Origin of the sequence: Thalassospira sp. (assembly GCF_030690045.1) — a bacterium.
GTDB lineage: Bacteria > Pseudomonadota > Alphaproteobacteria > Rhodospirillales > Thalassospiraceae > Thalassospira.
This window is the reverse complement of the sequence record NZ_JAUYHK010000011.1, coordinates 120,735-145,273: the sequence shown is the minus strand read 5'-3', so window position 1 is coordinate 145,273 and position 24,539 is coordinate 120,735. Positions and strand designations below refer to the sequence as shown.

The window sequence follows — 24,539 nt, the reverse complement described above, 5'->3', positions numbered from 1 at the left end:
ATCGCCCCTCAATCTCAGGCAACCTTGCCTTCTGCCGTGCCGCTAACAAAGGCCTCGGTACATTTGGCCATTGTTACCGATGCCCGGCTGATCGGGTCGGTCATATAGAAATTGCGAACAGCCGACACGAACCCTTCGGGTTTCATGTCGCCCGCCACACCGAAATCGCTCCATTCTGCCTTGCGCGTCACATTCAATCCGGCAAAAACGTCATTGATGGCAATCATGCGAGTTCGCACATCATCCAGCGTATCATAAGGCAGGGTTTGCCCCAGAACAGCCGAAAGTGCACGCAGGATCGCCCAGTCTTCCTTGGCCTCGCCCACCGGAAAAACCGCACGCCAGCCTTGCTGAACGCGGCCTTCGGTATTGACATAGGTGCCGTTCTTTTCGGTATAGGCCGCACCCGGCAGGATCACGTCGGCGGCCTGCGCCCCGGCATCCCCCATGCAGCCCTGATAAATCACAAATGCTTTTTCAAGTTTGGACATATCAATTTCATCGGCCGCCAGCAGATAAACCGCTTCGATCTTGCCTTTGGCAGCGGCATCAAGGATTTCTTGCGTGGCAAGACCACCCTTGCCCGGCACCAGACCAAGATCAAGGCCCCCCACACGGGCAGCCGCCGAATGCAGAACGTTAAAGCCGTTCCATTCACCTACCACCATGCCGAATTTGTCGGCAATGGCGCGGGCGGTTGCCAGAACCGCATCGCCATCTTCACGGGCCAGCCCCCCCATGCCGATAATGATCATCGGCTTCTGGGCTGCTTCCAGAACCTTGGCAAAGGCATTCTTGCCGTCCAGAACATCCTTGAGGGTTTCCGGACCGGCCCCCAGATAATCATGCTTGAAGGTCGGGTCCCAGCTTTCGCCGATCATCGCAACCTTGAAAGCACCCGCCGTCTGTTTCCAACGCTTGCGCAGGCGGGAATTGATAATCGGTGCTTCCTTGCGCAGATTGGCCCCGATAATCAGGCAGGCATCCGCCTCTTCAATACCGGCAATTGTAGTATTGAAAATGTAGGAACCCCGAGCTTCGGTGCCGATTTTCGCCCCGTCCTGACGGCAATCAATATGGGGGGACCCCAGTTTGCCCATCAAATCTTTCAGCGCGGTCATCGATTCGCAATCGACCGTATCCCCGACAATCGCCGCAATCTTTTTGCCACTCAAACCCGAAAGCTTTGCCTGGATCGCGGCAAAAGCCTCGTCCCAGCTTGCGGCTTTCAGTTTGCCATCGACCCGCACATAAGGTCGGTCAAGGCGCTGGCGTTTCAGGCCGTCAATCGCATAACGGGTTTTGTCGGAAATCCATTCTTCATTCACGTCTTCGTTCAGGCGCGGCAGCACGCGCATGACTTCGGGACCGCGGGCATCAATACGGATGTTCGATCCAACCGCGTCCATCACATCGATGCTGTCGGTCTTTTTCAATTCCCATGACCGCGCCGTAAAGGCATAGGGCTTGGAGGTCAGTGCGCCAACCGGGCACAAATCAACCAGATTTCCCGACAGTTCGGAATTGATCGACGCCTCGATATAAGGTCCGACCTCGGTTTCTTCGCCGCGATAAACCGCGCCCATCGTCGGAACACCGGCAACTTCTTCGGAGAACCGCACGCAACGGGTGCAATGGATGCAGCGGGTCATGATCGTCTTGACGATCGGGCCCAGTTCCTTGTCCTTGACCGACCGTTTGACTTCGTCATACCGCGACGAGTCAAAGCCATATGCCATCGCCTGATCCTGAAGATCGCATTCACCGCCCTGATCGCAAATCGGGCAATCAAGCGGATGGTTGATCAACAGAAATTCCATTACCCCGTTACGGGCTTTTTTAACCAGATCGGAATCGGTTTTGATCACCATTCCATCGGCCGCAGGCATGGCACAGGACGCGACCGGTTTGGGTGCACGTTCCATTTCCACCAGGCACATACGGCAATTCCCGGCGATCGACAGCCGTTCGTGATAGCAAAAACGCGGGATCTCCTTGCCTGCTTCTTCACAGGCCTGAAGCACCGTTGCGCCGGGTGCTACTTCGACTTCGATACCGTCAACTGTCAGTTTCGGCATGTCTCAATCCCTCTCAACAGGCCCTTCAGGCCGCGATCCGTGCGCGATATTCCTTGATCCGGCGTTCCATTTCGGGACGGAAATTCCGGATCAGCCCCTGAATGGGCCATGCGGCAGCATCACCGAGCGCACAAATCGTGTGGCCCTCTACCTGCTTGGTCACTTCCCAAAGCAGATCAATCTCTTCCAGTGTGGCTTCGCCCCGGACCATGCGTTGCATCATCCGCATCATCCATCCCGTTCCTTCACGGCACGGGGTGCACTGGCCACAACTTTCATGTTTGTAGAATTCCGACAGGCGAGCAATCGCGTAGACAATGTCGGTTGACTTGTCCATGACGATCACCGCCGCCGTGCCAAGGCCGGAACCGACCTCGCGCAGGGCATCAAAATCCATCAGAACCGTGTCGCAGACATCCTTGGTCAGCAACGGCACCGATGATCCGCCGGGAATAACGGCCAACAGATTGTCCCAGCCGCCGCGAACCCCGCCGCAATGCTTTTCAATCAGTTCGCGCAACGGAATGCTCATGGCTTCTTCAACCGTGCAAGGCTGGTTGACGTGGCCGGAAATGCCGAACAATTTGGTCCCGTGATTGTTTTCACGGCCAAAACTGGTGAACCATGAACCGCCACGCCGCAGAATTTCGGGCACAACCGCAATCGATTCAACGTTATTGACCGTGGTCGGGCAACCATACAGACCGGCATTGGCCGGAAATGGCGGCTTCAAACGCGGCTGGCCTTTTTTGCCTTCAAGGCTTTCAATCAGGGCGGTTTCCTCGCCACAGATATAAGCACCCGCCCCCAGATGCAGATACAGGTCAAAATCCCAACCCGATCCACAGGCATTTTTGCCGATCAGACCGGCTTCGTAGGCCTGATCAATCGCCTGTTGAAGGTTGGAAGCCTCGTTATAAAATTCACCACGGATGTAAATATAGGCCGCATGCGCCCCCATGGCGAAACTGGCCAGAAGGCAGCCTTCGACCAGTGTATGGGGATCGTTGCGCATGATTTCGCGGTCTTTACAGGTACCCGGTTCGCCCTCGTCAGCATTGACGACCAGATAGCTTGGACGGCCATCCGATTCCTTGGGCATAAACGACCATTTCAGACCGGTCGGAAAGCCCGCACCGCCACGGCCACGCAGACCGGACGATTTCATCTCGCTGATGATCCAGTCGCGTCCCTTGTCAAGAAGCGCCTTGGTGCCGTCCCAGTTGCCGCGTTTCTGCGCCGCTTTCAGGCCGAAATCCTGATAACCATAGAGGTTGGTAAAGATGCGATCCTTGTCTTGCAGCATCTCAGGCCTCCTCGCCTTTTGCGTCACAGCCACAATAGGCTTTCAGTACCTTGGGTCCGTCAATCGGTTCGCATCCCTTGCGACCGCTTTGCGGACCGGCCTTGGGTGTCTCGCCACGCTTGAGCGCGTCAAGAATGGCCTTGGTGCTGTCTGCGGTCAGATCTTCGTAATAATCGTCATTCACCTGCATCATCGGGGCATTGACACACGCGCCAAGGCATTCAACCTCGATCAGGGTAAACTGGCCATCTTCGGTGGTTTCACCAATACCAATGCCCAGATTATCCTTGCACGCCTTGACGACATCCGACGACCCGCGCAACCAGCACGGCGTCGTCGTGCAAACCTGGATAAAATTCTTACCGACCGGTGACAGATTGTACATCGTATAAAATGTCGCCACTTCATAGACGCGAATCGCGGGCATTTCCAACAGGTCGGCAATGTAATCCATTGCGACTGTCGGCACCCAGTTCCCCTCGGTCTGACGCTGTGCCAGATCAAGCAACGGCATCACCGCACTTTGCTGGCGGCCTTCCGGGTATTTGGCGATGATCTTTTGCGCCTTTTCCATGTTTTCCGGAGAAAACGCAAAGCTGATCGGTTGAAGCTCGCGCGGAGCAGGTCTTCTTACATGGCTCATCGGTCAATCTCACCGAAAACAATATCAAGCGAACCGATATTGGCGACAACGTCCGCCAACATATGACCTTTGGACATGAAATCGATGCCCTGAAGATGCGGGAACCCCGGCGCACGGATCTTGCAGCGATACGGACGGTTCGACCCGTCCGATACCAGATAGACCCCGAATTCGCCTTTGGGTGCTTCCACGGCGGCATAGCATTCGCCTGCCGGAACGTGGAACCCTTCGGTAAACAGCTTGAAGTGATGAATAAGGGCCTCCATCGAACGCTTCATATCGGCGCGCGACGGCGGAGCAACCTTGTTGTTTTCAACAATCACCGGCCCGTCGGGCATATTGGCAATCGCCTGCTGCATGATCGACAGCGACTGGTTCATTTCCTCGAAACGCACCAGATACCGGTCATAACAGTCGCCGTTTTTGCCAACCGGAATGTCGAAATCAAACTCTTCGTAAGAATCATACGGCTGGGATTTACGCAAATCCCACGCAATCCCCGACGCCCGCAAATTCGGCCCGGTAAAGCCCCAGTCAAAGGCTTCTTCGGCGGAAACGATACCGATATCAACGGTACGCTGCTTGAAGATGCGGTTGCCGGTCAGAAGTTTGTCGAAATCCTTGACGAATTTCGGATAATTGTCACACCATTCCTTGATGTCATCAAGCAACCCTGCCGGAAGATCGGCCGCAACGCCGCCCGGACGGAAATAGTTGGCATGCAGGCGGGCCCCCGAAGCACGTTCGTAAAACTCCATGAGTTTTTCACGTTCCTCAAAGCCCCACAGCAAGGGCGTCATCGCGCCAACGTCCAGCGCAAAAGCCGTCAGGTTCAGAAGATGGTTCAAAATCCGGCCCATTTCGGCGTAAAGCACGCGGATATACTGGGCGCGTTTCGGAACCTCGATCCCCATCAGTTTTTCGATCGCTAGACAATAGGCGTGTTCCTGATTCATCGGGGCGACGTAATCAAGACGGTCGAAATACGGGGTGGCCTGAATATAGGTCTTGTATTCGATCAGCTTTTCGGTGCCGCGATGCAGCAGACCAATATGCGGATCGGCACGTTCAATGACCTCGCCATCCATTTCCAGAACAAGCCGCAAAACCCCGTGCGCCGCAGGATGCTGCGGGCCGAAATTCAGGGTCATGTTTTTGATTTTTTGCTCGGACATCAGGCGTTGCCCTCCGCCTTTTCATCGCCGGGCAGGACACGCTGAATGCCCTCCCACGGACTTTCAAAATCGAAATTACGGAAATCCTGCACCAGCTTGACCGGTTCATAAACAACACGTTTCTGTTCGTCATCATAACGAACCTCAACGTAACCGCTCAGCGGGAAATCCTTGCGCAACGGATGACCTTCAAACCCATAATCGGTCAACATACGGCGCGGATCGGGGTGATCGGCAAAGAAAATGCCATACATGTCCCATGCTTCGCGCTCGAACCAGTTGGCCGCACTGAACACCGGGACCACGGTCGGTACCGGTGTTTCTTCATCGGTGCGCACCTTGATGCGGACCCGCAAATTGTGTTTCATCGACAACAGGTGATAGACCACGTCGAAACGCTCGTTGCGTTCCGGGTAATCAACCCCGCAAATATCAATCAGCTGCTTGAACATGCAACCGGCGTCATCGCGCAGGAACGTCAGAATTCTGGTGATCGCGTCGCGTTTGACGACAATCGTCAATTCACCATACCGAAACGCCGTTTCGATCACATCCTTGGCGAAATGCGAAATCACCAGCTCTTTAAGCTCGGTCAACGCTACGCTGTTTTCGCTGAGCGATTCGCTCATGCTTGCCCCCTACTCTCGGATCAGCGTGTCAGAACACCGGTACGACGGATTTTCTTCTGCAATTGCAGAATCCCGTAAATCAGCGCCTCGGCAGTCGGCGGGCATCCGGGGACATAAATATCCACCGGAACAACGCGGTCACACCCGCGCACAACCGCATAGGAATAATGATAATAACCGCCGCCATTCGCACAGGACCCCATCGAGATCACCCAGCGCGGCTCGGCCATCTGGTCGTAAACCTTGCGCAGGGCCGGGGCCATCTTGTTGGTCAGGGTGCCAGCAACAATCATCACATCGGACTGACGCGGGCTGGGCCGAAACACCACCCCGTAACGGTCCATGTCATAACGCGATGCGGCGGCATGCATCATTTCAACCGCGCAACAGGCCAGACCAAAGGTCATCGGCCATAACGATCCGGTACTGGCCCAGCTTGCCAGCTTGTCAAGATTGGCAAGGACAAAACCCTTGTCGTTCATTTCGTCGAAGACACCTTTGAGAAGGGTATCCTGATCCTGTCCGGGCACCATCGGCGCGCCTGTGGCAGTGCTCACTCCCATTCCAAAGCTCCCTTCTTCCATTCATAGACAAAGCCGACCGTCAGAACCGCAAGGAAAATCACCATCGACAGATAGCCAAACATCCCGATATCGCCCAGCGTCACCGCCCACGGGAACAGGAACGCGACTTCAAGATCGAAGATGATGAACAGAATCGCCACCAGATAGAACCGGACGTCAAATTTGATCCGGGCATCTTCAAACGGAGCAAAACCACATTCATAGGCTGACAGCTTCTCACTGTCCGGGGCCTGTTTGGCCAGAACCATTGACGCGATGATGATAACGGCCGAAAGACCGACCGCAATCCCGATAAAAATCAGGATCGGAAGATATTCCGAAAGAAGCTCTTGCATCTCTCTGACCTCTCAAGAACGGGTCTTGCGACCCGACCAGGTCCCCACCTGGTCTGTAGGGGCGCACCATAGCGTATGCACCGCACAAGTTCCAGCCCCGGAAATATGTTTTCACATCTCCGAATCTCGAACTTTTCTAAACTTTCCGCCGTTTGCGTTACTTTGATATCGGGCTGCCGGGCATCTTGGTCAAGTCCCTTGTTATTGCAGGGCAACAATAAGGATACATGCAGGAAAGACGCAGCGCTCGACAAAACAGAAATTCAGGCACCAATGGCGGGAGCGACGGGACTTGAACCCGCGGCCTCCGGCGTGACAGGCCGACGCTCTAACCGACTGAGCTACGCCCCCATATGGTGTCCCTCCAACGGCGCGCTCTTGTTAGACCAGCCCCCGAAGCAAGTCAAGCTGATACCAGTATTTTCAACCCTGTAGACAATTGGATGGCACCATATCTGTCATGGACGACACCGATACGGGAAAAACAGATCGCAAGGCACCCTATACATCTGCAAAAATCGGAAATATCGCCTATGGACTTTCCATAACCCCGTCGAAAGCTTATAGAAATATTGACGATTTGCGATACACCATGACGCATAAGGGGAACGGCACGGTCCGTGTCGGGGCGATTGCGAACGGAGATGACGTCACGTGGGGCGGGTTAAGGAAGAATATCGGTCACTTACCGGGCCTGAAAAAGCATCGATTCTGATGCTGGCATTGGGCGAAGAGCATGCGACCAAGATGTTCAGCATGATGGATGACGAGGAGATCAAGGAAATCTCCCAGACCATGTCGGGTCTCGGCACCATCAGTTCCAACATCGTGGAACGCCTGTTTGTGGAGTTTGCCGACCAGTTATCCTCGACCGGTTCGCTGGTCGGGTCGTTTGACACGACCGAACGCTTGCTGAACAAGGTCCTGCCCGAAGACCGCGTTAACAATATCATGGAAGAAATCCGGGGTCCGGCCGGTCGCACCATGTGGGACAAGCTGAACAACGTGAACGAAGCTGTTCTGGCGAATTATCTGAAAAACGAATATCCCCAGACCGTCGGCGTCGTTCTTTCCAAACTGAAAGCCGGGCATTCGGCCGCAGTGTTGTCGTTGCTGCCTGAAAACTTCTCGATGGAAGTAATCATGCGAATGTTGCGCATGGAAGCCGTCCAGAAAGAAGTTCTCGATAATATCGAAAAAACCCTGCGAACCGAATTCATGTCCAATCTGGCGCGCGGTTCACGCGGCGACAATCATGAAATGATGGCCGATATTTTCAACAGCCTTGATCGCCAAAGTCAGGACCGCTTCCTGACCGCCCTTGAAGAGCGTAACCGCGACTCTGCGGAAAAGATCAAGGCCCTGATGTTCACCTTCGAGGATCTGGCCCGTCTTGACAACAATGGCGTCCAGACCTTGCTGCGTCAGGTCGAAAAAGACAAGCTGGCCCTGGCTCTCAAGGGATCGACCGACGGCATGCGCGATCTATTCTTCAAGAACATGTCCGAACGTGCAGGCAAGATGATGCGCGAAGACATGGAAGCACTGGGTCCCGTGCGTCTGTCCGATGTCGAGGAATCGCAAATGATGATTGTCCAGCTTGCCAAGGAACTGGCAGCACAGGGACAAATTGTCATTACCGAAGGTGGTGGCGAAGACGAAATGGTCTATTAACCGGGACAACATATCGCCTGCCCCGTCAGACCATCCTATCCAATGATCAAAACCGGCACAGGGTCGTCCAGAGACTCGATTGCCCAGCGCAGGCGGTTCTGGTCGCCCGTTTTGTCAAAGCTGGCGGCGTTATGACTGCGAATACCGGCTTCGGTGCGAATTTCGATATCGCCCTGCATTCTATAGCCCATCGCCGCCAGACGTTCCCGATATTGTTCGGGGACAAATCCGCCGCGAATTTCGACAGTGTTGTCGGACTGGCGATATGACATCTCAAGAATTTTTGCATTGCGCCGGACAAAGCTGAAAGTTTTGTCGGCAATAATATTGCCCTGACGTTCATAACGAATGTCAAAAACCCCCTGCCCGCGGTAAACCAGCGCCTTAAGGCCCGAATCCCGGCCAAGGTCGCGCGCCACGACATCGACCCGCTCTTGTTCCGCCGCACTGTCAATCTCGCCCGCCATCAAATCCTCGGCAAGCCCCGGATGCACCAGCAATCCCTGATAACTGAACTGATAATCCCCCTGCCGTGTCATCGACAGATCGATCTTGTAAGACTCGGGCAGATAGCATCCCTGCAAGATCGCCAGCAAAACCAGAACCACAACCGGCATCATGGCAATGCGCCAGCCACGACGTTCCATTGCAAGGCAGAGGGCATATCGGACCAGGGGGAAATACGACATCAGGGTTCTTTTCCGTAAGGCTGAGGAGATCACAAAGCCACAGTGCCCCCAAGGACGAACAAAGGTCAACATGCCTTCTACAGGCAAAAAATCAAACCCGTTGCCCAGACAGCAAAAAAGTCGGCACATGGCCGACTTTTGCAGGAATGGTGGGTGATGAGAGATTCGAACTCCCGACCCTCTCGGTGTAAACGAGATGCTCTAACCAGCTGAGCTAATCACCCGTATTTCTGACGTTCCGTTTTGCGGAAGCGGGCGGAACATAACACGCTTTTTTTAAAAAGCAATGCCGGTGACGCTAGCCACCGGCATTTTTTTCGGAACTTCGCCAAACTTAGTTGACGGCGTCCTTCAGACCCTTACCAGCCTTGAATTTCGGCTGTTTAGATGCCGGAATCGTGATTTCTTCACCGGTACGCGGATTACGGCCTTTGGATGCTGCACGAGCAGCAACGGCAAAGGTACCGAAACCGACGAGACGAACTTCGTCACCGCCTTTAAGCGATTCAGTGATGGAATCGAAAACTGCGTCTACGGCTTTGGCAGCGTCTGCTTTGGACAGATCAGCTTTAGCAGCGACACTTCCAACGAGATCGTTTTTATTCACTTCCTGGCCCCCTTGTTTGGACGTTCGGAGTTATAAGGAAATTTGGTTTGCCCCAAACCTGTTGCATGGGCAGTGTAAGCAGTTCCCCAACATCCAGTCAATGCGAGAGACGCAGTTTTCTGCGGTTTACGACGTTTTTTTGCTGTTTTTTCGTCTTTACAGGGATCGCCATTTGAATATTAGGCGATTCAGGCTGGATTCTGGGGGCAAAAACAAAGGGGATGGCACTGCCATCCCCTTATTTTACCCCGAAAAAAACAGGAATCAGTGAGTGGTGATACCACCGATTTCCGATTCTTCGCCTTCCTTGGCCTTGACCGCCAGCTCTTCCGATTCTTCATCCCACTCAATCGGCACCAGCGGATTGACCAGTGCATGGGCCAGAACCTCGTCAACATGCGACACAGGAATGATGGTCATACCGCGTTTGACGTTATCGGGAATCTCGGCCAGATCCTTTTCATTGTCTTTCGGGATCAAAACCGTTTTCACACCACCGCGCAGGGCCGCCAGAAGTTTTTCCTTCAGGCCGCCAATGGCCAGAACCCGCCCGCGCAATGTGATTTCGCCGGTCATGGCGACATCACGGCGCACCGGATTACCGGTCAGAACCGAAACAACAGATGTGACCATGCCAACACCGGCCGATGGCCCGTCTTTCGGGGTTGCGCCCTCGGGCACATGGACATGGATATCGCGTTTCTGGAACAAATTAGGCTTGATCCCAAACTGTGCCGCACGCGACCGCACAAACGACGTTGCCGCCTGAATCGATTCCGTCATGACATCGCCAAGCTTGCCGGTGGTTTTCATATTGCCCTTGCCCGGTACCGTGACCGATTCAATCTGCAACAGATCGCCGCCAAATTCGGTATAGGCCAGACCGGTTACAACGCCGACCTGATCTTCCCCTTCGGTTTCGCCATGATGGAATTTGCGAATACCGGCATATTTGCCCAAAGTGCGCGGTGTAACCCGCACAGATTTGATGCCGTCCAGAAGAATACGCTTGGTCGCCTTGCGGGCCAGACGGGCCAGTTCACGTTCCAGACTGCGCACCCCGGCTTCGCGGGTATAATAACGGATCAAATCCCGAAGGGCTTCGTCCGAGATGCTCCATTCAGTTTTCTTCAGACCGTTGGCTTCGTACTGTTTGGGAATCAGATGCCGCTTGGCGATTTCAACCTTCTCGTCTTCGGTGTAACCCGAAATCCGGATGATTTCCATACGGTCCAGCAACGGCTGTTGCATCCGCAAACTGTTGGCCGTGGTCACAAACATGACATCGGACAGATCATAATCGACTTCAAGATAGTGATCATTGAAGGTCGCATTCTGTTCCGGGTCCAGAACCTCCAGCAAGGCCGAAGCCGGATCACCGCGGAAATCCGATCCCATCTTTTCGATTTCATCAAGCAGGAACAGCGGATTGGAAGACTTGGCTTTCTTCATCCCCTGAATGATCTTGCCCGGCATCGAACCGATATAGGTCCGGCGATGGCCGCGAATTTCCGACTCATCGCGCACCCCACCCAGCGACATGCGGATGAAATTACGCCCGGTCGCATTGGCAATTGATTTGCCAAGCGAGGTTTTGCCAACACCCGGAGGACCAACAAGGCACAGGATCGATCCCTTGACCTTTTTGGTGCGGACCTGCACGGCCAGATATTCAAGGATGCGTTCCTTGACCTGTTCCAGACCGTAATGTTCACGATCCAGAATTTTCTTGGCTTTTTTCAAATCCAACGATAGCCGCGACCGCTTGTTCCACGGAATCGATACCATCCAGTCAAGATAATTGCGCACCACGGTGGCTTCTGCCGACATCGGGCTCATATTGCGCAGTTTCTTAAGTTCGGCTTGGGCCTTTTCAAGGGCTTCCTTAGGCAATTTGGCCTTATTCAGCTTCTCTTCAAGTTCCGAAGCTTCATCCTTGCCATCTTCGCCCTCACCCAATTCCTTCTGGATCGCCTTGAGCTGTTCGTTCAGATAATATTCGCGCTGGGTCTTTTCCATCTGCCGCTTGACGCGGTTGCGAATCTTTTTCTCGACCTGCAAAACGCCAATTTCCGATTCCATGAAACCGAAAATGCGTTCCAAACGGTCGGCAACCGACGCGGTTTCCAGCAATTCCTGCTTTTCCGCGATTTTCAGTGACAAATGAGACGCCACCGTATCGGCCAGTTTCGCCGGGTCTTCGATCTGATTGACCGATACCAGAACCTCGGGCGGAATCTTTTTGTTGAGTTTGATATATTGCTCAAACTGCGTCACAACAGACCGCGACAGCGCTTCAAGTTCGCTTTCATCGTCGATGCCTTCATCGCGTACCGAAGCATGGGCCTGAAAAAATTCCGGATTATCAATAAATCCGCTGATTTGGGCGCGCTTGCCGCCTTCGACCAGAACCTTGACGGTACCATCAGGCAGTTTCAGCAATTGCAGAACCGTCGCCACCGTCCCGACCTTGTAAAGATCGGTAATCGCCGGGTCATCAAGACCGGCGTCTTTCTGGGTGACCAGCAAAATCTGTTTGTCTTCGCGCATGACATCTTCAAGTGCCCGCACCGATTTTTCGCGTCCGACAAACAGCGGAACAATCATGTGCGGAAAAACGACGATGTCGCGCAGGGGCAGGACCGGGTATATTTCGCCACGTGCCAGTTCGACCATAATGTTCTATTCCCTATTCTGAGCCAGAACGCTGTTGCGGTCCTGCACGAGGCCCCGCAAACAACGCGAACAAGCAAGAGATAATCCGTTATTCCCGCACCGCAATAGCGCCAGTGCGGGAATAATGTCAGGCAGTGTTTTCAACGTCGTTACGGCGTTCTGCGTGAATGACCAGCGGCTTGGCCTTGCCTTCAACAACTTCCTTGCTGACGACAATTTCCTCGACGCTATCCATTGTCGGTAGGTCAAACATGGTATCCAGCAGAATGCCTTCCATGATCGACCGCAATCCGCGCGCCCCGGTCTTGCGGGCAATCGCCTTGGATGCAATCGCCACCAGCGCATCGTCATGGAATGTCAGTTTGACATCTTCCATATCGAACAGGCGCTGGTATTGCTTGATCAGGGCGTTTTTCGGTGCGGTCAAAATCTGCACCAGTGCGGCTTCGTCAAGGTCTTCCAGCGTTGCCAGAACCGGCAGACGACCGATGAATTCCGGGATCAGACCGAATTTCAACAGATCTTCCGGTTCAACCTCGCGCAGGACATCGCCCTGACGACGGTCTTCGGGGCTACGAACATCGGCACCAAAGCCAATGGCGCTGCCGCGACCACGCTGGGCAATCACCTTGTCAAGACCGGCAAAGGCACCGCCAACAATAAACAGGATGTTGGTAGTATCGACTTGCAGGAATTCCTGCTGCGGATGCTTGCGACCGCCTTGCGGCGGCACCGAGGCAACCGTGCCTTCCATGATTTTCAACAAGGCCTGCTGGACACCTTCGCCCGAAACGTCACGGGTGATCGACGGATTGTCGGACTTGCGCGAAATCTTGTCGACTTCGTCGATATAGACGATGCCGCGCTGGGCGCGTTCAACATTGTAATCCGCAGACTGCAACAGTTTCAAAATGATGTTTTCGACATCCTCGCCCACATAACCGGCTTCGGTCAGGGTTGTGGCATCGGCCATGGTAAAGGGCACATCCAGAATCCGCGCCAGCGTCTGCGCCAGCAGAGTCTTGCCACAACCGGTCGGACCAACCAGCATGATGTTGGATTTGGCCAGTTCGATGTCTTCGTTCTTGCCCGCGTGGTTAAGGCGTTTGTAGTGATTGTGAACCGCAACAGAGAGAACTTTTTTCGCATGGCTTTGCCCGATGACATAATCATCGAGGACCTTGCAAATTTCGTGCGGAGATGGCACCCCGTCTGCCGATTTGACGAGATGTGTTTTGTGCTCTTCGCGGATGATGTCCATGCAAAGCTCGACGCATTCATCACAGATGAACACGGTTGGACCGGCGATGAGCTTGCGAACCTCGTGCTGGCTCTTTCCACAGAAAGAACAGTACAGAGTGTTCTTGGAGTCCCCGCTGTTCGATTTGCTCATACAAACCCCAATTGCGTTTAACGTTATCTTTTGCAGACATGTTAGCCGGGAAAGGACATCGACCTCAACGGTTAATCTGCTCTTTTCCGGCTATCGGCACTTTCTTTCATATGGGGCTTCATCATCAGATGCAAAAGCCCCACCCTTAATCACCCAAACGTTTCAGGCAGCCTGTATGTTCCAGACTGTTGCACCCTAGGACTTTCGTCCGAAACGGTGCAAGCGATAAAAAACGCCCCGGTCGGAAAACCGGGGCGTTCCAAAGCGAGATATCCGACATCAAAAAGATGTCATTTATCCTTGCTGTCACTATCCGGTTTGGGGCGCGACGTCACAACTTCGTCAATCAGACCAAATTCCTTGGCTTCATCGGGCGTCATAAACTTGTCGCGTTCCATTGCGTCTTCAATGGTTTTCAGATCACGGCCCGTATGATGAACATACATTTCGTTCAACCGGTGACGCAGGGAAAGAATTTCGCGGGCATGGATTTCAATGTCCGATGCCTGCCCCTGAAAACCGCCGGAAGGCTGATGGATCATGACCCGGGCATTCGGCAAACAATACCGTTTGCCAGCCGCCCCGGCCATCAACAACAACGACCCCATCGAAGCCGCCTGCCCCATACATACGGTCGAAACATCGCACCGGATGTATTGCATGGTGTCATAAATCGCCAGACCTGACGTTACGACACCGCCAGGCGAATTGATATACAGCGAGATATCCTTATCCGGATTTTCCGATTCGAGATGCAACAACTGCGCACAAATCAGTGACGACATGCCGTCATGGACCTGACCGTTGATGAAAACAATCCGTTCCTTGAGAAGCCGTGAAAAGATGTCATAGGCCCGTTCGCCCCGGCTGGTCTGTTCGACCACCATTGGTACGAGCGTGTTCATCTGTTCTTCAATCATCAACTGCAATCTCCTTGCTGCAACCCAAAACCGTTATCCGAAGATTACTTTTCGTCCGAAGCACCTGCTTTTTTCGCAGCCGGTTTCTTGGCCGCAGCCTTTTTTGCCGGTGCTTTTTTCGCAGACTCAGTCTTTTTCTTCGGAGCCTCGTCTTCGTCGTCGGTTTTCAGAAGGTCTTCAAGCGAGACCTTTTTGTCTTCGACCTTGGCGAGTTCAACGATGTAATCAACAACCTTGTCTTCATATACAGGGCCCTGAAGCGCCTGCAAGGCCTGCGGGTTATTTTTATAGAATTCAATAACCTGCTGTTCTTGGCCCGGATATTTGCGGGCTTCGGTGACAAGGATCTTGTTGATGTCTTCCTGGGTTACCTGAATCTTGTTGTTCCGGCCAACTTCCGCCAGAAGCAGTCCCAAAAGAACACGACGTTCCGCAATTTCGCGGAATTCAGCGATCAGTTCCTCTTCCGACTTGCCTTTGGTTTCGTCATCTTCCTGTCCGGCTTCGCGCGCCTGTTTGATCTGGGCGACGATACCGTTCAGTTCATTCTCAACCAGCGACGGCGGCAGATCAAAGCTGTGATTCTCGGCAAGCGCGTCCAGCAACTGACGTTTCAGTTTCTGACGGGCAACCGATTCGTATTCACGGCCATAATCCTTGCGGATGGCATCCTTGAGCGACTCAAGGCTTTCCTGACCCAGCTTTTTTGCCAGTTCATCATCCAGCGCAGCCGGTTTCTTTTCCTGGATTTCCTTGACGGTCACATCAAACTCGGCATCTTTGCCCGCCAGTTCGGTGGAACCATAAGCTTCCGGGAATTTCACCTTGACCACAACAGCATCGCCCGGATTGACCCCGGTCAGCTGGTCTTCAAAACCTTCGATGAAGGTGCCCGATCCCAGTTCAAGCTGGTAATCTTCGGCTTTGCCGCCATCAAACGGAACGCCATCAATCTTGCCAAGGAAATCAATAACCAGAACGTCGCCGGTTTTCGATTTCCGCTTGCGCGAGATGGCTTCGCTGGTGCCCTGGGCAGCCGCGATCCGGTCAAGCGTTTCGGTGATTTTTGCGTCATCGATGTCAACGACTTCGCGGCTCAGGCTGAGCTTGGCAAAATCCATCGGTTCGATGGCCGGAATGATTTCGACCGAAATATCATATTCGAGGTCCTTGCCTTCATCAAAGGAAGTGACTTCGATTTTCGGCTGAACAGCCGGGCGCAGCTCATTGTCGGTCAACACCTTGTTGGTGCTTTCATTGACAGCGGCTTCCAGCACTTCACCCATCACGGCCTTGCCGTAACGCTGACGCAGGAGCTTGCCCGGGATTTTACCCGGACGGAAACCCGGCAAACGAACCTGGCTTTTGACTTCTTCCAGTTTCGCGGTGAGTTGTTCTTCGATCTTGGCTGCCGGCACGACAACTTTATATTCGCGCGCCAGGCCTTCGTTTTTGGTTTCAGTAACCTGCATAGATAACTCTTTTGCTTGGTTCGAATTATGTCCGTTACGCGACGCCGTCCGGACGTCAAAAAGTCGTTATGACTAAACGAATTACTTTATTCTTTTCCCGTTCTTTGGTGTGCCGGTGGTACGGGCGAAGGGACTCGAACCCCCACAGATTGCTCTACCAGGACCTAAACCTGGCGCGTCTACCAGTTCCGCCACGCCCGCTCACAGGCATACCAAACACCCCGGCAAGACCGGCGTGAGTGCGCCTTAATACAAACTTCGCACCCCTCATGCAAGCGTCGCCTGCCGCAAGTCGCACTGCAATGTGACATTATTATGCAATTGGCCCGAAAAACCGGCTTTTACCCCCGGATCGAAACAGTCCGGACAACAATCCCGGCAACATTTCCGGGATATCTTCGGCAATCAGGCCCGGGCCGAATTTTTGCCCGGCCTCGCCATGCAACCACACCGCCATTGATGCCGCGTCAAACATATTCATGCCCTGTGCCAGCAATCCGGCAATCATCCCGGCCAGAACATCCCCCGACCCCGCCGTCGCCAGCCACGGTGCATCGGCGGCATTGATCCGTGCCCGGCCATCCGGGGCCGCAATCACCGTATCGGCCCCTTTCAGGACAATTGTCGCCCCGCTGCGTTTGGCCGCCGCACGGGCACGGTTGATCTTGTCACCGGCAATATCGGGAAACAATCGGGAAAATTCCCCTTCATGCGGGGTCAGGATAGTCGGCCCTTGTATCGCAAAAAACAAGGCACTCGAATCCTCGGCAAAGCTGATCAGGGCATCGGCATCCAGAACACAGGCGCGACAACTGCGCAGGGCATGGATGACCTTCCATCGTGTTTCGTCGCCAATACCACATCCCGGCCCGATGACAATTGCATTATGGCGGCAATCTTGCAGCATATCCTCATACTGGCTGGTCGGAGCTGTCATCACCCCCGGCGCATCGGCGGCATAAAGCGCCAGAACTGCCGGATCGGCAATCACGGTCAGCAACCCTGCCCCGACACGCCGCGCACCGCGCGTACTCAACCGGATCGCACCTGTGGTTTGCGTACCGCCCAGCGCCAGAACATGGCCGCGCTGATATTTATGCCCGGCCATGGCGGGCCAGCAAATGGCATCGCGCCAGACATCGGGATGATTAAGCATCACTTGTGGCCCGATTGCCGCAATCACATCATCGGCAATCCCGATATCGGCCACCACCAGCCGACCGCACCTTTCCCGCCCCGGCAACAGATAATGTCCCGGCTTTGCCCGGCAGAATGTCACTGTCAGATCGGCATGGATGGCAATACCACGCACATCGCCGCTATTCCCATCAACGCCGCTGGGTATATCAACTGCCACCACAGGCAATCCGGCATTATTGACCGCCTCAATCAGGGTGGCGGCATCGCCGTCAATATCGCGGGCCAGTCCTGCGCCAAACAAACAGTCAACCACCAGTTCCGCCCCGACCAGCAAGGCCGGAGACGGCAATTCAACCGGTCCGCCCCATCGTTCGGCATTCAGCGCGGCATCGCCCTGCAAATCCGCAATCGATCCCAGCAAGCCAAGCCGCACCGGCCAGCCCTTTTCACGCAGCAAACGGGCAATGACAAACCCGTCACCCCCGTTATTGCCCGGCCCGCACAATATGGCGGCCGGGCGCGGTGACCAGTTTTGCACAATTGCCTGCATCACAACCGCTCCGGCATGTTGCATCAGGATGTCCCCGGCAACCCCGGAGGCGATGGTACGCCGGTCGGCTTCATACATTTCTTGCGTCGTTAAAAGTTCAGTCATCTCTGGCCTTTTGTCTGGTGGAAAATACGCAGACCGCACCGGTAGCTATTTGTTATCTCGCTGAGTATATTGCAAATCCGGGCGCGAGTCCGGTTATCGATTATTCCGAACAAGGCTTTTCCGGCATGCATGTCGTTGTTTTGGGCGCGGGCGTCATCGGGACGACGGCAGCCTGGTATCTTTTGCAAAATGGCCATCAGGTCACAGTGATCGACCGTCAACCAATGGCCGGGCAGGAAACCAGTTTTGCCAATGGCGGTCAGATTTCCGCATGCCACGCCACCCCTTGGGCCAATGCCGACACTCCCGGTCAGTTGATCAAATGGCTGGGCAATGAACAGGCCCCCTTGTTGTTTCGCCTGCGCTGGGACCCACAATTGTTTGGCTGGGGTCTGAAATTCCTGCGCAATTGCACCAATGCGCGGGCGCGGATCAATATCGAAAAATCCCTGCGGGTTGCCCTGTACAGCCGCGACTGCCTGCATGCCTTGCGCACCGGACTGGGTCTTGAATATGATCATCTGGAAAAAGGTATTCTGCATATCTGCCGGACCGATGTCGAAATGGCCCATGTCGAAAAGGCCGTGCGCATCATGCAGGATTTCGGCCTGAACCGTCATCTTGTCGATCCGCGTCAATGTCTGGACATCGAACCGGCTCTGCGGTCTGTTGGCAATCAGATCATCGGTGGCAGTTTTTCCCCCGATGATGAAAGCGGCGATGCCCATCACTTTACCCGGCAACTTGCCGCGCATTGCGCCGCCCGTGGTGTGCAATTTCACTATGACACCGTAATTCAGGGATTAATGACCGATGGCGATCAGGTGACGGGCGTCCTGACCGACAAGGGTCTTGTGACCGCCGACCGGTTTCTGGTCTGCATGGGCAGTTACAGCCCGCTTTTGCTTCGGCCACTGGGCATTCACCTGCCGGTTTATCCCTGCAAGGGATATTCGATGACGGTGGATACCACCGGTCATGACGGTGCACCGATGGTCGCCCTGATCGATGATAATGTGAAAATGGTCTATTCCCGGCTGGGCAATCGCCTGCGTGCCGCCGGAACCGCCGAACTGGACGGCTATGATTTGCGCATGTCCGAACGGCGTAAAAAACTGGTTTTCGATCAGACGTTTGATCTGTTTCCCGATGCAGGTAACCGCGATACTGTCGAATACTGGACCGGTTTACGCCCGGTCAGCCCGGATTCTGCCCCTGTTATTGGGGGCACGAAGTATGGTAACCTGTATCTGAATACGGGGCACGGAACATTGGGGTGGACGATGAGTTGCGGATCAGGCAAGGCGATTGCCGATCTGATGTCCGATCAAAAAACCGACATATCGTTAAACGGACTGGGCATTGACCGTTTCTGAACGGCAGACCGCAGTTCAAGCAGGGGCTTCGATATGACGACTGACACTGTCATTCTGACCGATACCAGACCATCCCTGACCAGTCAGGTGGTGCTGGATGCCCTGCCCTATGGCGTTGCCATTTGCGAACGAAATGGCCGTGTTTTACAATGTAACGAAGAACTGGCCCGGATGATGGGCGTTGCCCGTGACCGCATGGTCAATCACAAGGCCGGATTCCTGTCCCCCGGATTGTTGGGCGATATGGATGCCGCCTTTGTCTCCGGACGACCGTGGCGGGGCGACATTGTGTTTATCAATGCAAGACAGGAAAAAATCCTGTGCGAAATGTCGATTGCCGCCATCGATTATGTCGATCACAACCAAACCTGTGCGGCCCTTCTGTTATCACTTCTGGAAAATAACAGTCGGCAGCTTGCAGAACGCAGCCTGATCGAACAAAGGCAGGATCGCGTTGACGTCAATGCATCGAAATCCGATTTTCTGGCCAATATGGGCCATGAATTGCGCACGCCGCTGAATGCCATCATCGGCAATTCCGAACTGATTGCCGAAGGTGTTCTGGGCCCGCTATCGCAAAACTATCGCGATTGTGCGCAGGATGTTCTGGATGCCGGGCGGCATTTGCTGGCCCTTGTCAATGATGTGCTGGATGTCTCGAAATTGTCCGACGGGGCGATGAAACTGCACAGCATGCCCGATGATGTGATTGCGATCACCCATGAGGCGGCCCGCATTGTCATGGATCACATCAAAAAACGCCATCACAGCTTTGAAATGTCATTGCCCGATGGGCCGTTGATGGTGAATTGTGACCGCCTGAAACTGAAACAAATCCTGATCAATATCCTCAGCAATGCGACAAAATTCACCCCGGATGGCGGCAAAATCCATCTGGCGCTGGAAATTGCGGATGATGAAATCATTTTTGTCATTACCGATAACGGTGTGGGCATGTCGCCAGATGACATTCCCCGCGCCATGATGCGCTATTCGCAACTTCATCCCGCCGGGGTCAAGGAAAGCGAAGGCACAGGACTGGGCCTGCCGCTGGCCAAATTGCTGGCCGAACTGCATGGCGGGCGCATTGGCATCGACAGCCTGCCCGGACAGGGTACCACCGTCAAAATTCATTTGCCGCGCTGAAACCGGTCCACCGGTCAGTTCCTGTTTTGGGCCGCTTCATTCATCTGGTCATGCCGGGCGCGGATTTCACGCGGCCAGCGGCTTTTGATATAGGACAGCACGGCGATGATCTGCCGGTCATCAAGAATATCCTGATAACCGGGCATGGCACTTTGATATCCTTGGCCGACAATTTGCGCCGGACCATATTTGGTCAGGGAAAACAATACCTCATCGGGATGGTGCCATGTATGGCCGCTAACATCATGGGGTGGTGCGGGTAACAGGCCATCGGGTCGGCGCTGTTGCCAGTCCGGCTCCCCTTCCAACCTGACACCGTGGCAGGAGGCACAATTTTCCTCATAAATTTTCTTGCCCATAGCCACCAGCGACGTATCTTCCGGGGCAAGCCGCACAGATACACTGTCAGATATTTCGGGTTTCAGCACCCCATAAGCAACCGCACCTGCCCCGGCCAGAATGGCAACGGCAAGTCCGATATTAATCGACGTTTTCACGGGTCGCTCTCTCTCTTGTTTTGTCGGTTTACTGGCGGGCCAGATCATCAATGATGGGGCAATGCGGGCGGTCGTCACCTTGACACTGGTCAACCAGTTGCGACAAGGTGCGGCGCAATCCCTTTAATTCCGCGATTTTACGGTCAATTTCCGTCAAATGGTCCTGAGCCAGTTTTTTGACGTCACCGGACGCCCGGTTGCGATCCTCATACAGCGATAACAACATCCGGCAATCCTCAACCGAAAACCCCAAACCGCGGGATCGTTGCAAGAACCCCAGTTTATGCAGGTCGGTATCGCCATAATCGCGATATCCATTGGCAAGACGCCCCGGCATGATCAGGCCGATTTCCTCGTAATAGCGGATGGTCTTGGCCGGAAGGCCGCAAATGCGCGATGCTTCGGAAATATTCATGATTCAGGCCTCCGTCTGGCGGGCACGCCAACGCCGCAGCATCAGGGAATTGGTCACCACCGACACCGAACTTAGTGCCATCGCCGCCCCGGCCAATGTCGGGCTCAGAATGCCAAAGGCCGCCAATGGCACACCAATCACATTATAGGCAAAGGCCCAAAACAGGTTCTGGGCGATTTTGCGCCGGGTCGCGACAGAAATCTCAATCGCCGCCGCCACCATGCGCGGATCGGACCGCATCAGGGTAATACCCGCCGTTTCCATCGCCACATCGGTCCCGCCGCCCATGGCAATGCCGACATCGGCCGCCGCCAAGGCCGGCGCATCATTGATGCCATCTCCCACCATCGCAACATGACGCCCGTTTTTACGCAGGGTCTCAACTTCGCGTGCCTTGTCCTGTGGCCGGATGCGCCCCCGCCATTGTTCCAGTCCGATTTCACGGGCGACATGGGCCGCCACATCTTCGGCATCGCCTGACAACATCACGCTGTCGATCCCGCGTGCTTTCAAAAGCGCAATCGCGGCACTTGCCTCGGGCCGGATGCGATCTTCAAGGGTCAGATATCCGGCAAAAAAGCCATCAACAGCCACCAGAATAACCGTCCGCCCCTGCCCCTCATGATCGCGGATTTCTGTCGCCATCGCCGCATCGGGCAAACTCGCCTGTTCATCCTTCAGCAATTCGGCGGTGCCACTCAAAACCTTGTGGCCTTCTACCATGCCCAGAACACCCGCCCCGGTTCGCCCCTGAAAATCCGTCACTTCGGGTATGCTGATGTTACGTTCTTTGGCCTCCCGAACCACGGCACGCGCCAAAGGATGTTCGCTGGCCGATTGCAACGCAGCCACGACCCGCAACAAATCATCCTTCTGTGCGGCATCGACCGCCCTGATATCATGCACCGCCGGTACACCTTCGGTCAGGGTGCCGGTTTTATCGAAAATCACGGTATTGACGTTATGCGCCTGTTCCAGCGCGTCAAAATTACGGATCAGAATGCCTGATTTGGCCGCAACCCCGGTTCCGGCCACCAATGCCGTCGGCGTCGCAAGACCCAACGCACAGGGACAGGCAATCACCAGAACCGAAACAGCCGCGACAATCGCCGCTTCGCTGCCCTGCCCGATGATCATCCACACCGCCATCGTGATCAGGGCGATGACAATGATCACCGGTACAAACACGGCGGCCACCTGATCCACCATTTTCTGCACCGGTGCCTTGCCTGTCTGGGCCTGCTCGACCAGACGGATAATACGCGACAAGGTGGTGTCTTCACCAATCGCATCCACCCGGATATCCAGACGTCCGGTGCCATTCACCGCCCCGCCAACCACGGCATCGCCGGGTTTGCGGGCAACGGGCCGGGTTTCACCGGTAATCAGCGATTCGTCAATCTCGCTTTCGCCCGATACCACCGTACCGTCAATTGGCAACCGTTCGCCCGGCAATACCCGCACGATATCGTCAAGAGTCAAATCTTCGATGCCGATTTCGGTTTCACCGCCATCGGCGCCAAGGCGGCGCGCCCGTCGCGGACGCAAGGCCATCAATTCCCGAATGGCCGCCGAGGCACCGCGTTTGGCACGTTCTTCCATGATCTTGCCTGCCAGAACCAGCGTAATGATCGCCGCCGATGCCTCGAAATACAAATGCCCGTGTGTATTGTCACTGTGGGCAATCATATTATAGACGCTCAGAAAATAGGCCGCCGACGTGCCCAGCGCGACCAGAACATCCATGTTTGCACTTCCGGCGCGCACGGCCTTCCACGCCCCGCGATAAAACCGGGCACCAATGATGAATTGCACCGGTGTTGCCAGAACAAGTTCGACCCAGGCGGGTAAATGGTAATTCACCCCTGCCGTCATCCAGATCATCTGTCCCACCAGCGGCACCGTCAGAACCGCCGAAATCACCAGCCACCAGATTGCCCGGTCTGCCTTGCGGGAATGTCTGGCTTCCGCATCATCATGGGTACCTGTTATGGCCTTGTTGCGGGAAATAGCGTGATATCCGGCCTGTTCAACCGCTTCGATCACCTGTTGATCCGTCACCTGCCCCGGCAATACGGATATATTGGCGCGTTCCAGTGCCAGATTGACACTCACATTTGTCACACCACGCAGTTTCGACAAGGCCTTTTCAACCCGACCGGAACAACTGGCACAGGTCATGCCATCAATATCAAAGGATAATGGCTGTTGCGGAACGTCATATCCGGCATCGACAATCGCCTGGGTCAAATCGACCAACCCCAACATATTGGCATCATAGGTGACGTGGGCAGTATTCATCGCCAGATTGACCTCGGCCTGCGACACACCGGGCAATTTCGACAGGGCCTTCTCAACCCGACCGGAACAACTGGCACAGGTCATGCCGTCCACCGGCAAGGTGATATCGCCCGTTGCTGTCACTGCCATTGTCATAAAACCCACCATTCCGTTGCCCCAACGACGCAAGGATACACCATCAGGCTGTGTTGACTATTTGGGTCACCATAAAGGTTCCCGCAACAGGAAGGTCAACAGGCAATTTTTCAGCAAGGCGTAACAGCTGGAATCACGCAAAACAAAGGCCCGCGATTGGAACGCGGGCCTTGTTATTGCAGATAGCGGCAAAAGATCAGGCGTGCGGGTTCGGTTCGCCCACAGCACGGAACTGAATATAGTTTTGCAGGCCCATCATATCGATCAGGCGCAATTGCTGTTCCAGCCAGTAGGCATGATCTTCTTCGCTGTCATCCAGAAGCTTGGTCAGCATATTGCGGGTCTGGTAATCGCCTTCCTTCTCCGCTAACTTGATCGCGTCTTTCAGATAGCTGATGACGACATATTCGTATTCAAGATCGAGCTTGATCATTTCCGGCACGGTTTTGCCGACCTTGATCTTTTCGCGGGATGCCGTATCGGGGGTCCCTTCCAGAAACAGAATACGCTCAATCAGCATTTTGGCGTGTTCGAGTTCTTCTTCCATTTCATGATGCATACGTTCATAAAGCGCATGCAGACCGAAATCGCGATACATCTCGGCATGAATATTATACTGATCGGCGGCCGATAATTCGGCGGTCAGCTGCTTGTTCAGCGCTTCGATGATTTTCTTGCTGCCCTTCATGGCCT

The 24,539-nt window shown here is 54.6% G+C and carries 21 protein-coding genes and 3 tRNA genes; 3 read left to right on the top strand and 21 right to left on the bottom strand.

Going from position 1 to position 24,539, the window contains the following annotated elements:
• Window positions 1-14 precede the first annotated feature (14 nt).
• From nuoG to Q8O73_RS06520, 8 genes are all read right to left on the bottom strand, one after another.
• Entirely contained in the window at window positions 15-2,078 is a 2,064-nt protein-coding gene (gene nuoG / locus Q8O73_RS06555; protein WP_305556634.1) for an NADH-quinone oxidoreductase subunit NuoG, read from the bottom strand.
• Between the two features lie 25 nt (window positions 2,079-2,103).
• On the bottom strand, window positions 2,104-3,384 hold the full coding sequence (gene nuoF, locus Q8O73_RS06550; protein WP_305556632.1) for an NADH-quinone oxidoreductase subunit NuoF: 1,281 nt from the start codon (window positions 3,382-3,384) through the stop codon (window positions 2,104-2,106).
• A 1-nt stretch (window position 3,385) separates the two neighbouring features.
• Window positions 3,386-4,027: an NADH-quinone oxidoreductase subunit NuoE gene (nuoE, locus tag Q8O73_RS06545; protein WP_305556630.1), complete on the bottom strand. Its 642-nt coding sequence runs from the start codon at window positions 4,025-4,027 to the stop codon at window positions 3,386-3,388.
• Window positions 4,024-5,202, bottom strand: coding sequence for an NADH-quinone oxidoreductase subunit D (locus Q8O73_RS06540; RefSeq protein ID WP_305556627.1), 1,179 nt, complete (start codon window positions 5,200-5,202; stop codon window positions 4,024-4,026). The genes nuoE and Q8O73_RS06540 overlap by 4 nt, the downstream gene beginning before the upstream one ends.
• Entirely contained in the window at window positions 5,202-5,831 is a 630-nt protein-coding gene (locus Q8O73_RS06535) for an NADH-quinone oxidoreductase subunit C (RefSeq protein ID WP_305556624.1), read from the bottom strand. The genes Q8O73_RS06540 and Q8O73_RS06535 overlap by 1 nt, the downstream gene beginning before the upstream one ends.
• Before the next feature lie 20 nt (window positions 5,832-5,851).
• Window positions 5,852-6,394, bottom strand: coding sequence for an NADH-quinone oxidoreductase subunit B family protein (locus tag Q8O73_RS06530; protein WP_305556622.1), 543 nt, complete (start codon window positions 6,392-6,394; stop codon window positions 5,852-5,854).
• Window positions 6,385-6,750 carry an NADH-quinone oxidoreductase subunit A gene (locus Q8O73_RS06525; RefSeq protein WP_305556620.1) on the bottom strand — a complete coding sequence of 122 codons (366 nt, stop codon included), beginning with the start codon at window positions 6,748-6,750 and terminating at the stop codon, window positions 6,385-6,387. The genes Q8O73_RS06530 and Q8O73_RS06525 overlap by 10 nt, the downstream gene beginning before the upstream one ends.
• A gap of 274 nt (window positions 6,751-7,024) precedes the next feature.
• Window positions 7,025-7,101, bottom strand: a tRNA-Asp gene (locus Q8O73_RS06520).
• Between the two features lie 303 nt (window positions 7,102-7,404).
• Here Q8O73_RS06520 and fliG point away from each other — a divergent pair.
• The gene (gene fliG, locus Q8O73_RS06515) at window positions 7,405-8,424 is read left to right on the top strand and encodes a flagellar motor switch protein FliG (RefSeq protein WP_305556618.1); all 1,020 of its coding nucleotides are present in this window, start codon (window positions 7,405-7,407) and stop codon (window positions 8,422-8,424) included.
• Between the two features lie 35 nt (window positions 8,425-8,459).
• On the opposite strand, the gene Q8O73_RS06510 is transcribed toward fliG, so the two are convergent.
• From Q8O73_RS06510 to Q8O73_RS06470, 9 genes are all read right to left on the bottom strand, one after another.
• Entirely contained in the window at window positions 8,460-9,113 is a 654-nt protein-coding gene (locus Q8O73_RS06510; protein ID WP_305556616.1) for a hypothetical protein, read from the bottom strand.
• Between the two features lie 147 nt (window positions 9,114-9,260).
• Window positions 9,261-9,337: transfer RNA gene (locus Q8O73_RS06505), tRNA-Val, on the bottom strand.
• A 110-nt stretch (window positions 9,338-9,447) separates the two neighbouring features.
• Entirely contained in the window at window positions 9,448-9,720 is a 273-nt protein-coding gene (locus tag Q8O73_RS06500) for an HU family DNA-binding protein (RefSeq protein ID WP_305556614.1), read from the bottom strand.
• Between the two features lie 264 nt (window positions 9,721-9,984).
• A complete protein-coding gene (gene lon / locus Q8O73_RS06495; protein WP_305556611.1) occupies window positions 9,985-12,396 on the bottom strand; it encodes an endopeptidase La in 2,412 nt (803 codons plus the stop codon).
• 127 nt (window positions 12,397-12,523) lie between these two features.
• The gene (gene clpX, locus Q8O73_RS06490; RefSeq protein WP_305556609.1) at window positions 12,524-13,789 is read right to left on the bottom strand and encodes an ATP-dependent Clp protease ATP-binding subunit ClpX; all 1,266 of its coding nucleotides are present in this window, start codon (window positions 13,787-13,789) and stop codon (window positions 12,524-12,526) included.
• Window positions 13,790-14,079: 290 nt separating this feature from the next.
• The gene (clpP, locus tag Q8O73_RS06485) at window positions 14,080-14,709 is read right to left on the bottom strand and encodes an ATP-dependent Clp endopeptidase proteolytic subunit ClpP (RefSeq protein ID WP_305556607.1); all 630 of its coding nucleotides are present in this window, start codon (window positions 14,707-14,709) and stop codon (window positions 14,080-14,082) included.
• Between the two features lie 44 nt (window positions 14,710-14,753).
• The gene (gene tig, locus Q8O73_RS06480) at window positions 14,754-16,181 is read right to left on the bottom strand and encodes a trigger factor (protein WP_305556605.1); all 1,428 of its coding nucleotides are present in this window, start codon (window positions 16,179-16,181) and stop codon (window positions 14,754-14,756) included.
• Between the two features lie 116 nt (window positions 16,182-16,297).
• A tRNA-Leu gene (locus tag Q8O73_RS06475) sits at window positions 16,298-16,382 on the bottom strand.
• 112 nt (window positions 16,383-16,494) lie between these two features.
• Complete coding sequence (locus tag Q8O73_RS06470; protein WP_305556603.1) at window positions 16,495-17,976, bottom strand: NAD(P)H-hydrate dehydratase; 1,482 nt, start codon at window positions 17,974-17,976, stop codon at window positions 16,495-16,497.
• 125 nt (window positions 17,977-18,101) lie between these two features.
• On the opposite strand from Q8O73_RS06470, the gene Q8O73_RS06465 reads away from it, so the two are divergent.
• Window positions 18,102-19,352 carry a D-amino acid dehydrogenase gene (locus Q8O73_RS06465; protein ID WP_305556601.1) on the top strand — a complete coding sequence of 417 codons (1,251 nt, stop codon included), beginning with the start codon at window positions 18,102-18,104 and terminating at the stop codon, window positions 19,350-19,352.
• 33 nt (window positions 19,353-19,385) lie between these two features.
• Window positions 19,386-20,498 carry a PAS domain-containing sensor histidine kinase gene (locus tag Q8O73_RS06460; RefSeq protein WP_305556599.1) on the top strand — a complete coding sequence of 371 codons (1,113 nt, stop codon included), beginning with the start codon at window positions 19,386-19,388 and terminating at the stop codon, window positions 20,496-20,498.
• 14 nt (window positions 20,499-20,512) lie between these two features.
• Here the strand turns inward: Q8O73_RS06460 and Q8O73_RS06455 are convergent, their stop codons facing one another.
• The 4 genes from Q8O73_RS06455 to bfr all read right to left on the bottom strand — a co-directional run bounded on the left by Q8O73_RS06455 (window position 20,513) and on the right by bfr (window position 24,534).
• Window positions 20,513-20,995: a cytochrome c gene (locus tag Q8O73_RS06455; RefSeq protein ID WP_305556596.1), complete on the bottom strand. Its 483-nt coding sequence runs from the start codon at window positions 20,993-20,995 to the stop codon at window positions 20,513-20,515.
• 28 nt (window positions 20,996-21,023) lie between these two features.
• Complete coding sequence (gene cueR, locus Q8O73_RS06450; protein ID WP_305556593.1) at window positions 21,024-21,410, bottom strand: Cu(I)-responsive transcriptional regulator; 387 nt, start codon at window positions 21,408-21,410, stop codon at window positions 21,024-21,026.
• A 3-nt stretch (window positions 21,411-21,413) separates the two neighbouring features.
• Window positions 21,414-23,846 (bottom strand): heavy metal translocating P-type ATPase, encoded by a 2,433-nt coding sequence (locus tag Q8O73_RS06445; protein ID WP_305556590.1) that lies wholly within the window; start codon window positions 23,844-23,846, stop codon window positions 21,414-21,416.
• A 196-nt stretch (window positions 23,847-24,042) separates the two neighbouring features.
• Window positions 24,043-24,534: a bacterioferritin gene (gene bfr / locus Q8O73_RS06440; RefSeq protein ID WP_305556588.1), complete on the bottom strand. Its 492-nt coding sequence runs from the start codon at window positions 24,532-24,534 to the stop codon at window positions 24,043-24,045.
• Window positions 24,535-24,539 lie beyond the last annotated feature (5 nt).

What these genes read in the sequence shown, in the direction of transcription:
- nuoG (WP_305556634.1), bottom strand. Translation starts at nt 2,078, where the DNA reads ATGCCGAAACTGACAGTTGACGGTATCGAAGTCGAAGTAGCACCCGGC.
- nuoF (WP_305556632.1), bottom strand. Translation starts at nt 3,384, where the DNA reads ATGCTGCAAGACAAGGATCGCATCTTTACCAACCTCTATGGTTATCAG.
- nuoE (WP_305556630.1), bottom strand. Translation starts at nt 4,027, where the DNA reads ATGAGCCATGTAAGAAGACCTGCTCCGCGCGAGCTTCAACCGATCAGC.
- Q8O73_RS06540 (WP_305556627.1), bottom strand. Translation starts at nt 5,202, where the DNA reads ATGTCCGAGCAAAAAATCAAAAACATGACCCTGAATTTCGGCCCGCAG.
- Q8O73_RS06535 (WP_305556624.1), bottom strand. Translation starts at nt 5,831, where the DNA reads ATGAGCGAATCGCTCAGCGAAAACAGCGTAGCGTTGACCGAGCTTAAA.
- Q8O73_RS06530 (WP_305556622.1), bottom strand. Translation starts at nt 6,394, where the DNA reads ATGGGAGTGAGCACTGCCACAGGCGCGCCGATGGTGCCCGGACAGGAT.
- Q8O73_RS06525 (WP_305556620.1), bottom strand. Translation starts at nt 6,750, where the DNA reads ATGCAAGAGCTTCTTTCGGAATATCTTCCGATCCTGATTTTTATCGGG.
- Q8O73_RS06510 (WP_305556616.1), bottom strand. Translation starts at nt 9,113, where the DNA reads ATGTCGTATTTCCCCCTGGTCCGATATGCCCTCTGCCTTGCAATGGAA.
- lon (WP_305556611.1), bottom strand. Translation starts at nt 12,396, where the DNA reads ATGGTCGAACTGGCACGTGGCGAAATATACCCGGTCCTGCCCCTGCGC.
- clpX (WP_305556609.1), bottom strand. Translation starts at nt 13,789, where the DNA reads ATGAGCAAATCGAACAGCGGGGACTCCAAGAACACTCTGTACTGTTCT.
- clpP (WP_305556607.1), bottom strand. Translation starts at nt 14,709, where the DNA reads ATGATTGAAGAACAGATGAACACGCTCGTACCAATGGTGGTCGAACAG.
- tig (WP_305556605.1), bottom strand. Translation starts at nt 16,181, where the DNA reads ATGCAGGTTACTGAAACCAAAAACGAAGGCCTGGCGCGCGAATATAAA.
- Q8O73_RS06470 (WP_305556603.1), bottom strand. Translation starts at nt 17,976, where the DNA reads ATGACTGAACTTTTAACGACGCAAGAAATGTATGAAGCCGACCGGCGT.
- Q8O73_RS06465 (WP_305556601.1), top strand. Translation starts at nt 18,102, where the DNA reads ATGCATGTCGTTGTTTTGGGCGCGGGCGTCATCGGGACGACGGCAGCC.
- Q8O73_RS06460 (WP_305556599.1), top strand. Translation starts at nt 19,386, where the DNA reads ATGACGACTGACACTGTCATTCTGACCGATACCAGACCATCCCTGACC.
- cueR (WP_305556593.1), bottom strand. Translation starts at nt 21,410, where the DNA reads ATGAATATTTCCGAAGCATCGCGCATTTGCGGCCTTCCGGCCAAGACC.
- Q8O73_RS06445 (WP_305556590.1), bottom strand. Translation starts at nt 23,846, where the DNA reads ATGACAATGGCAGTGACAGCAACGGGCGATATCACCTTGCCGGTGGAC.
- bfr (WP_305556588.1), bottom strand. Translation starts at nt 24,534, where the DNA reads ATGAAGGGCAGCAAGAAAATCATCGAAGCGCTGAACAAGCAGCTGACC.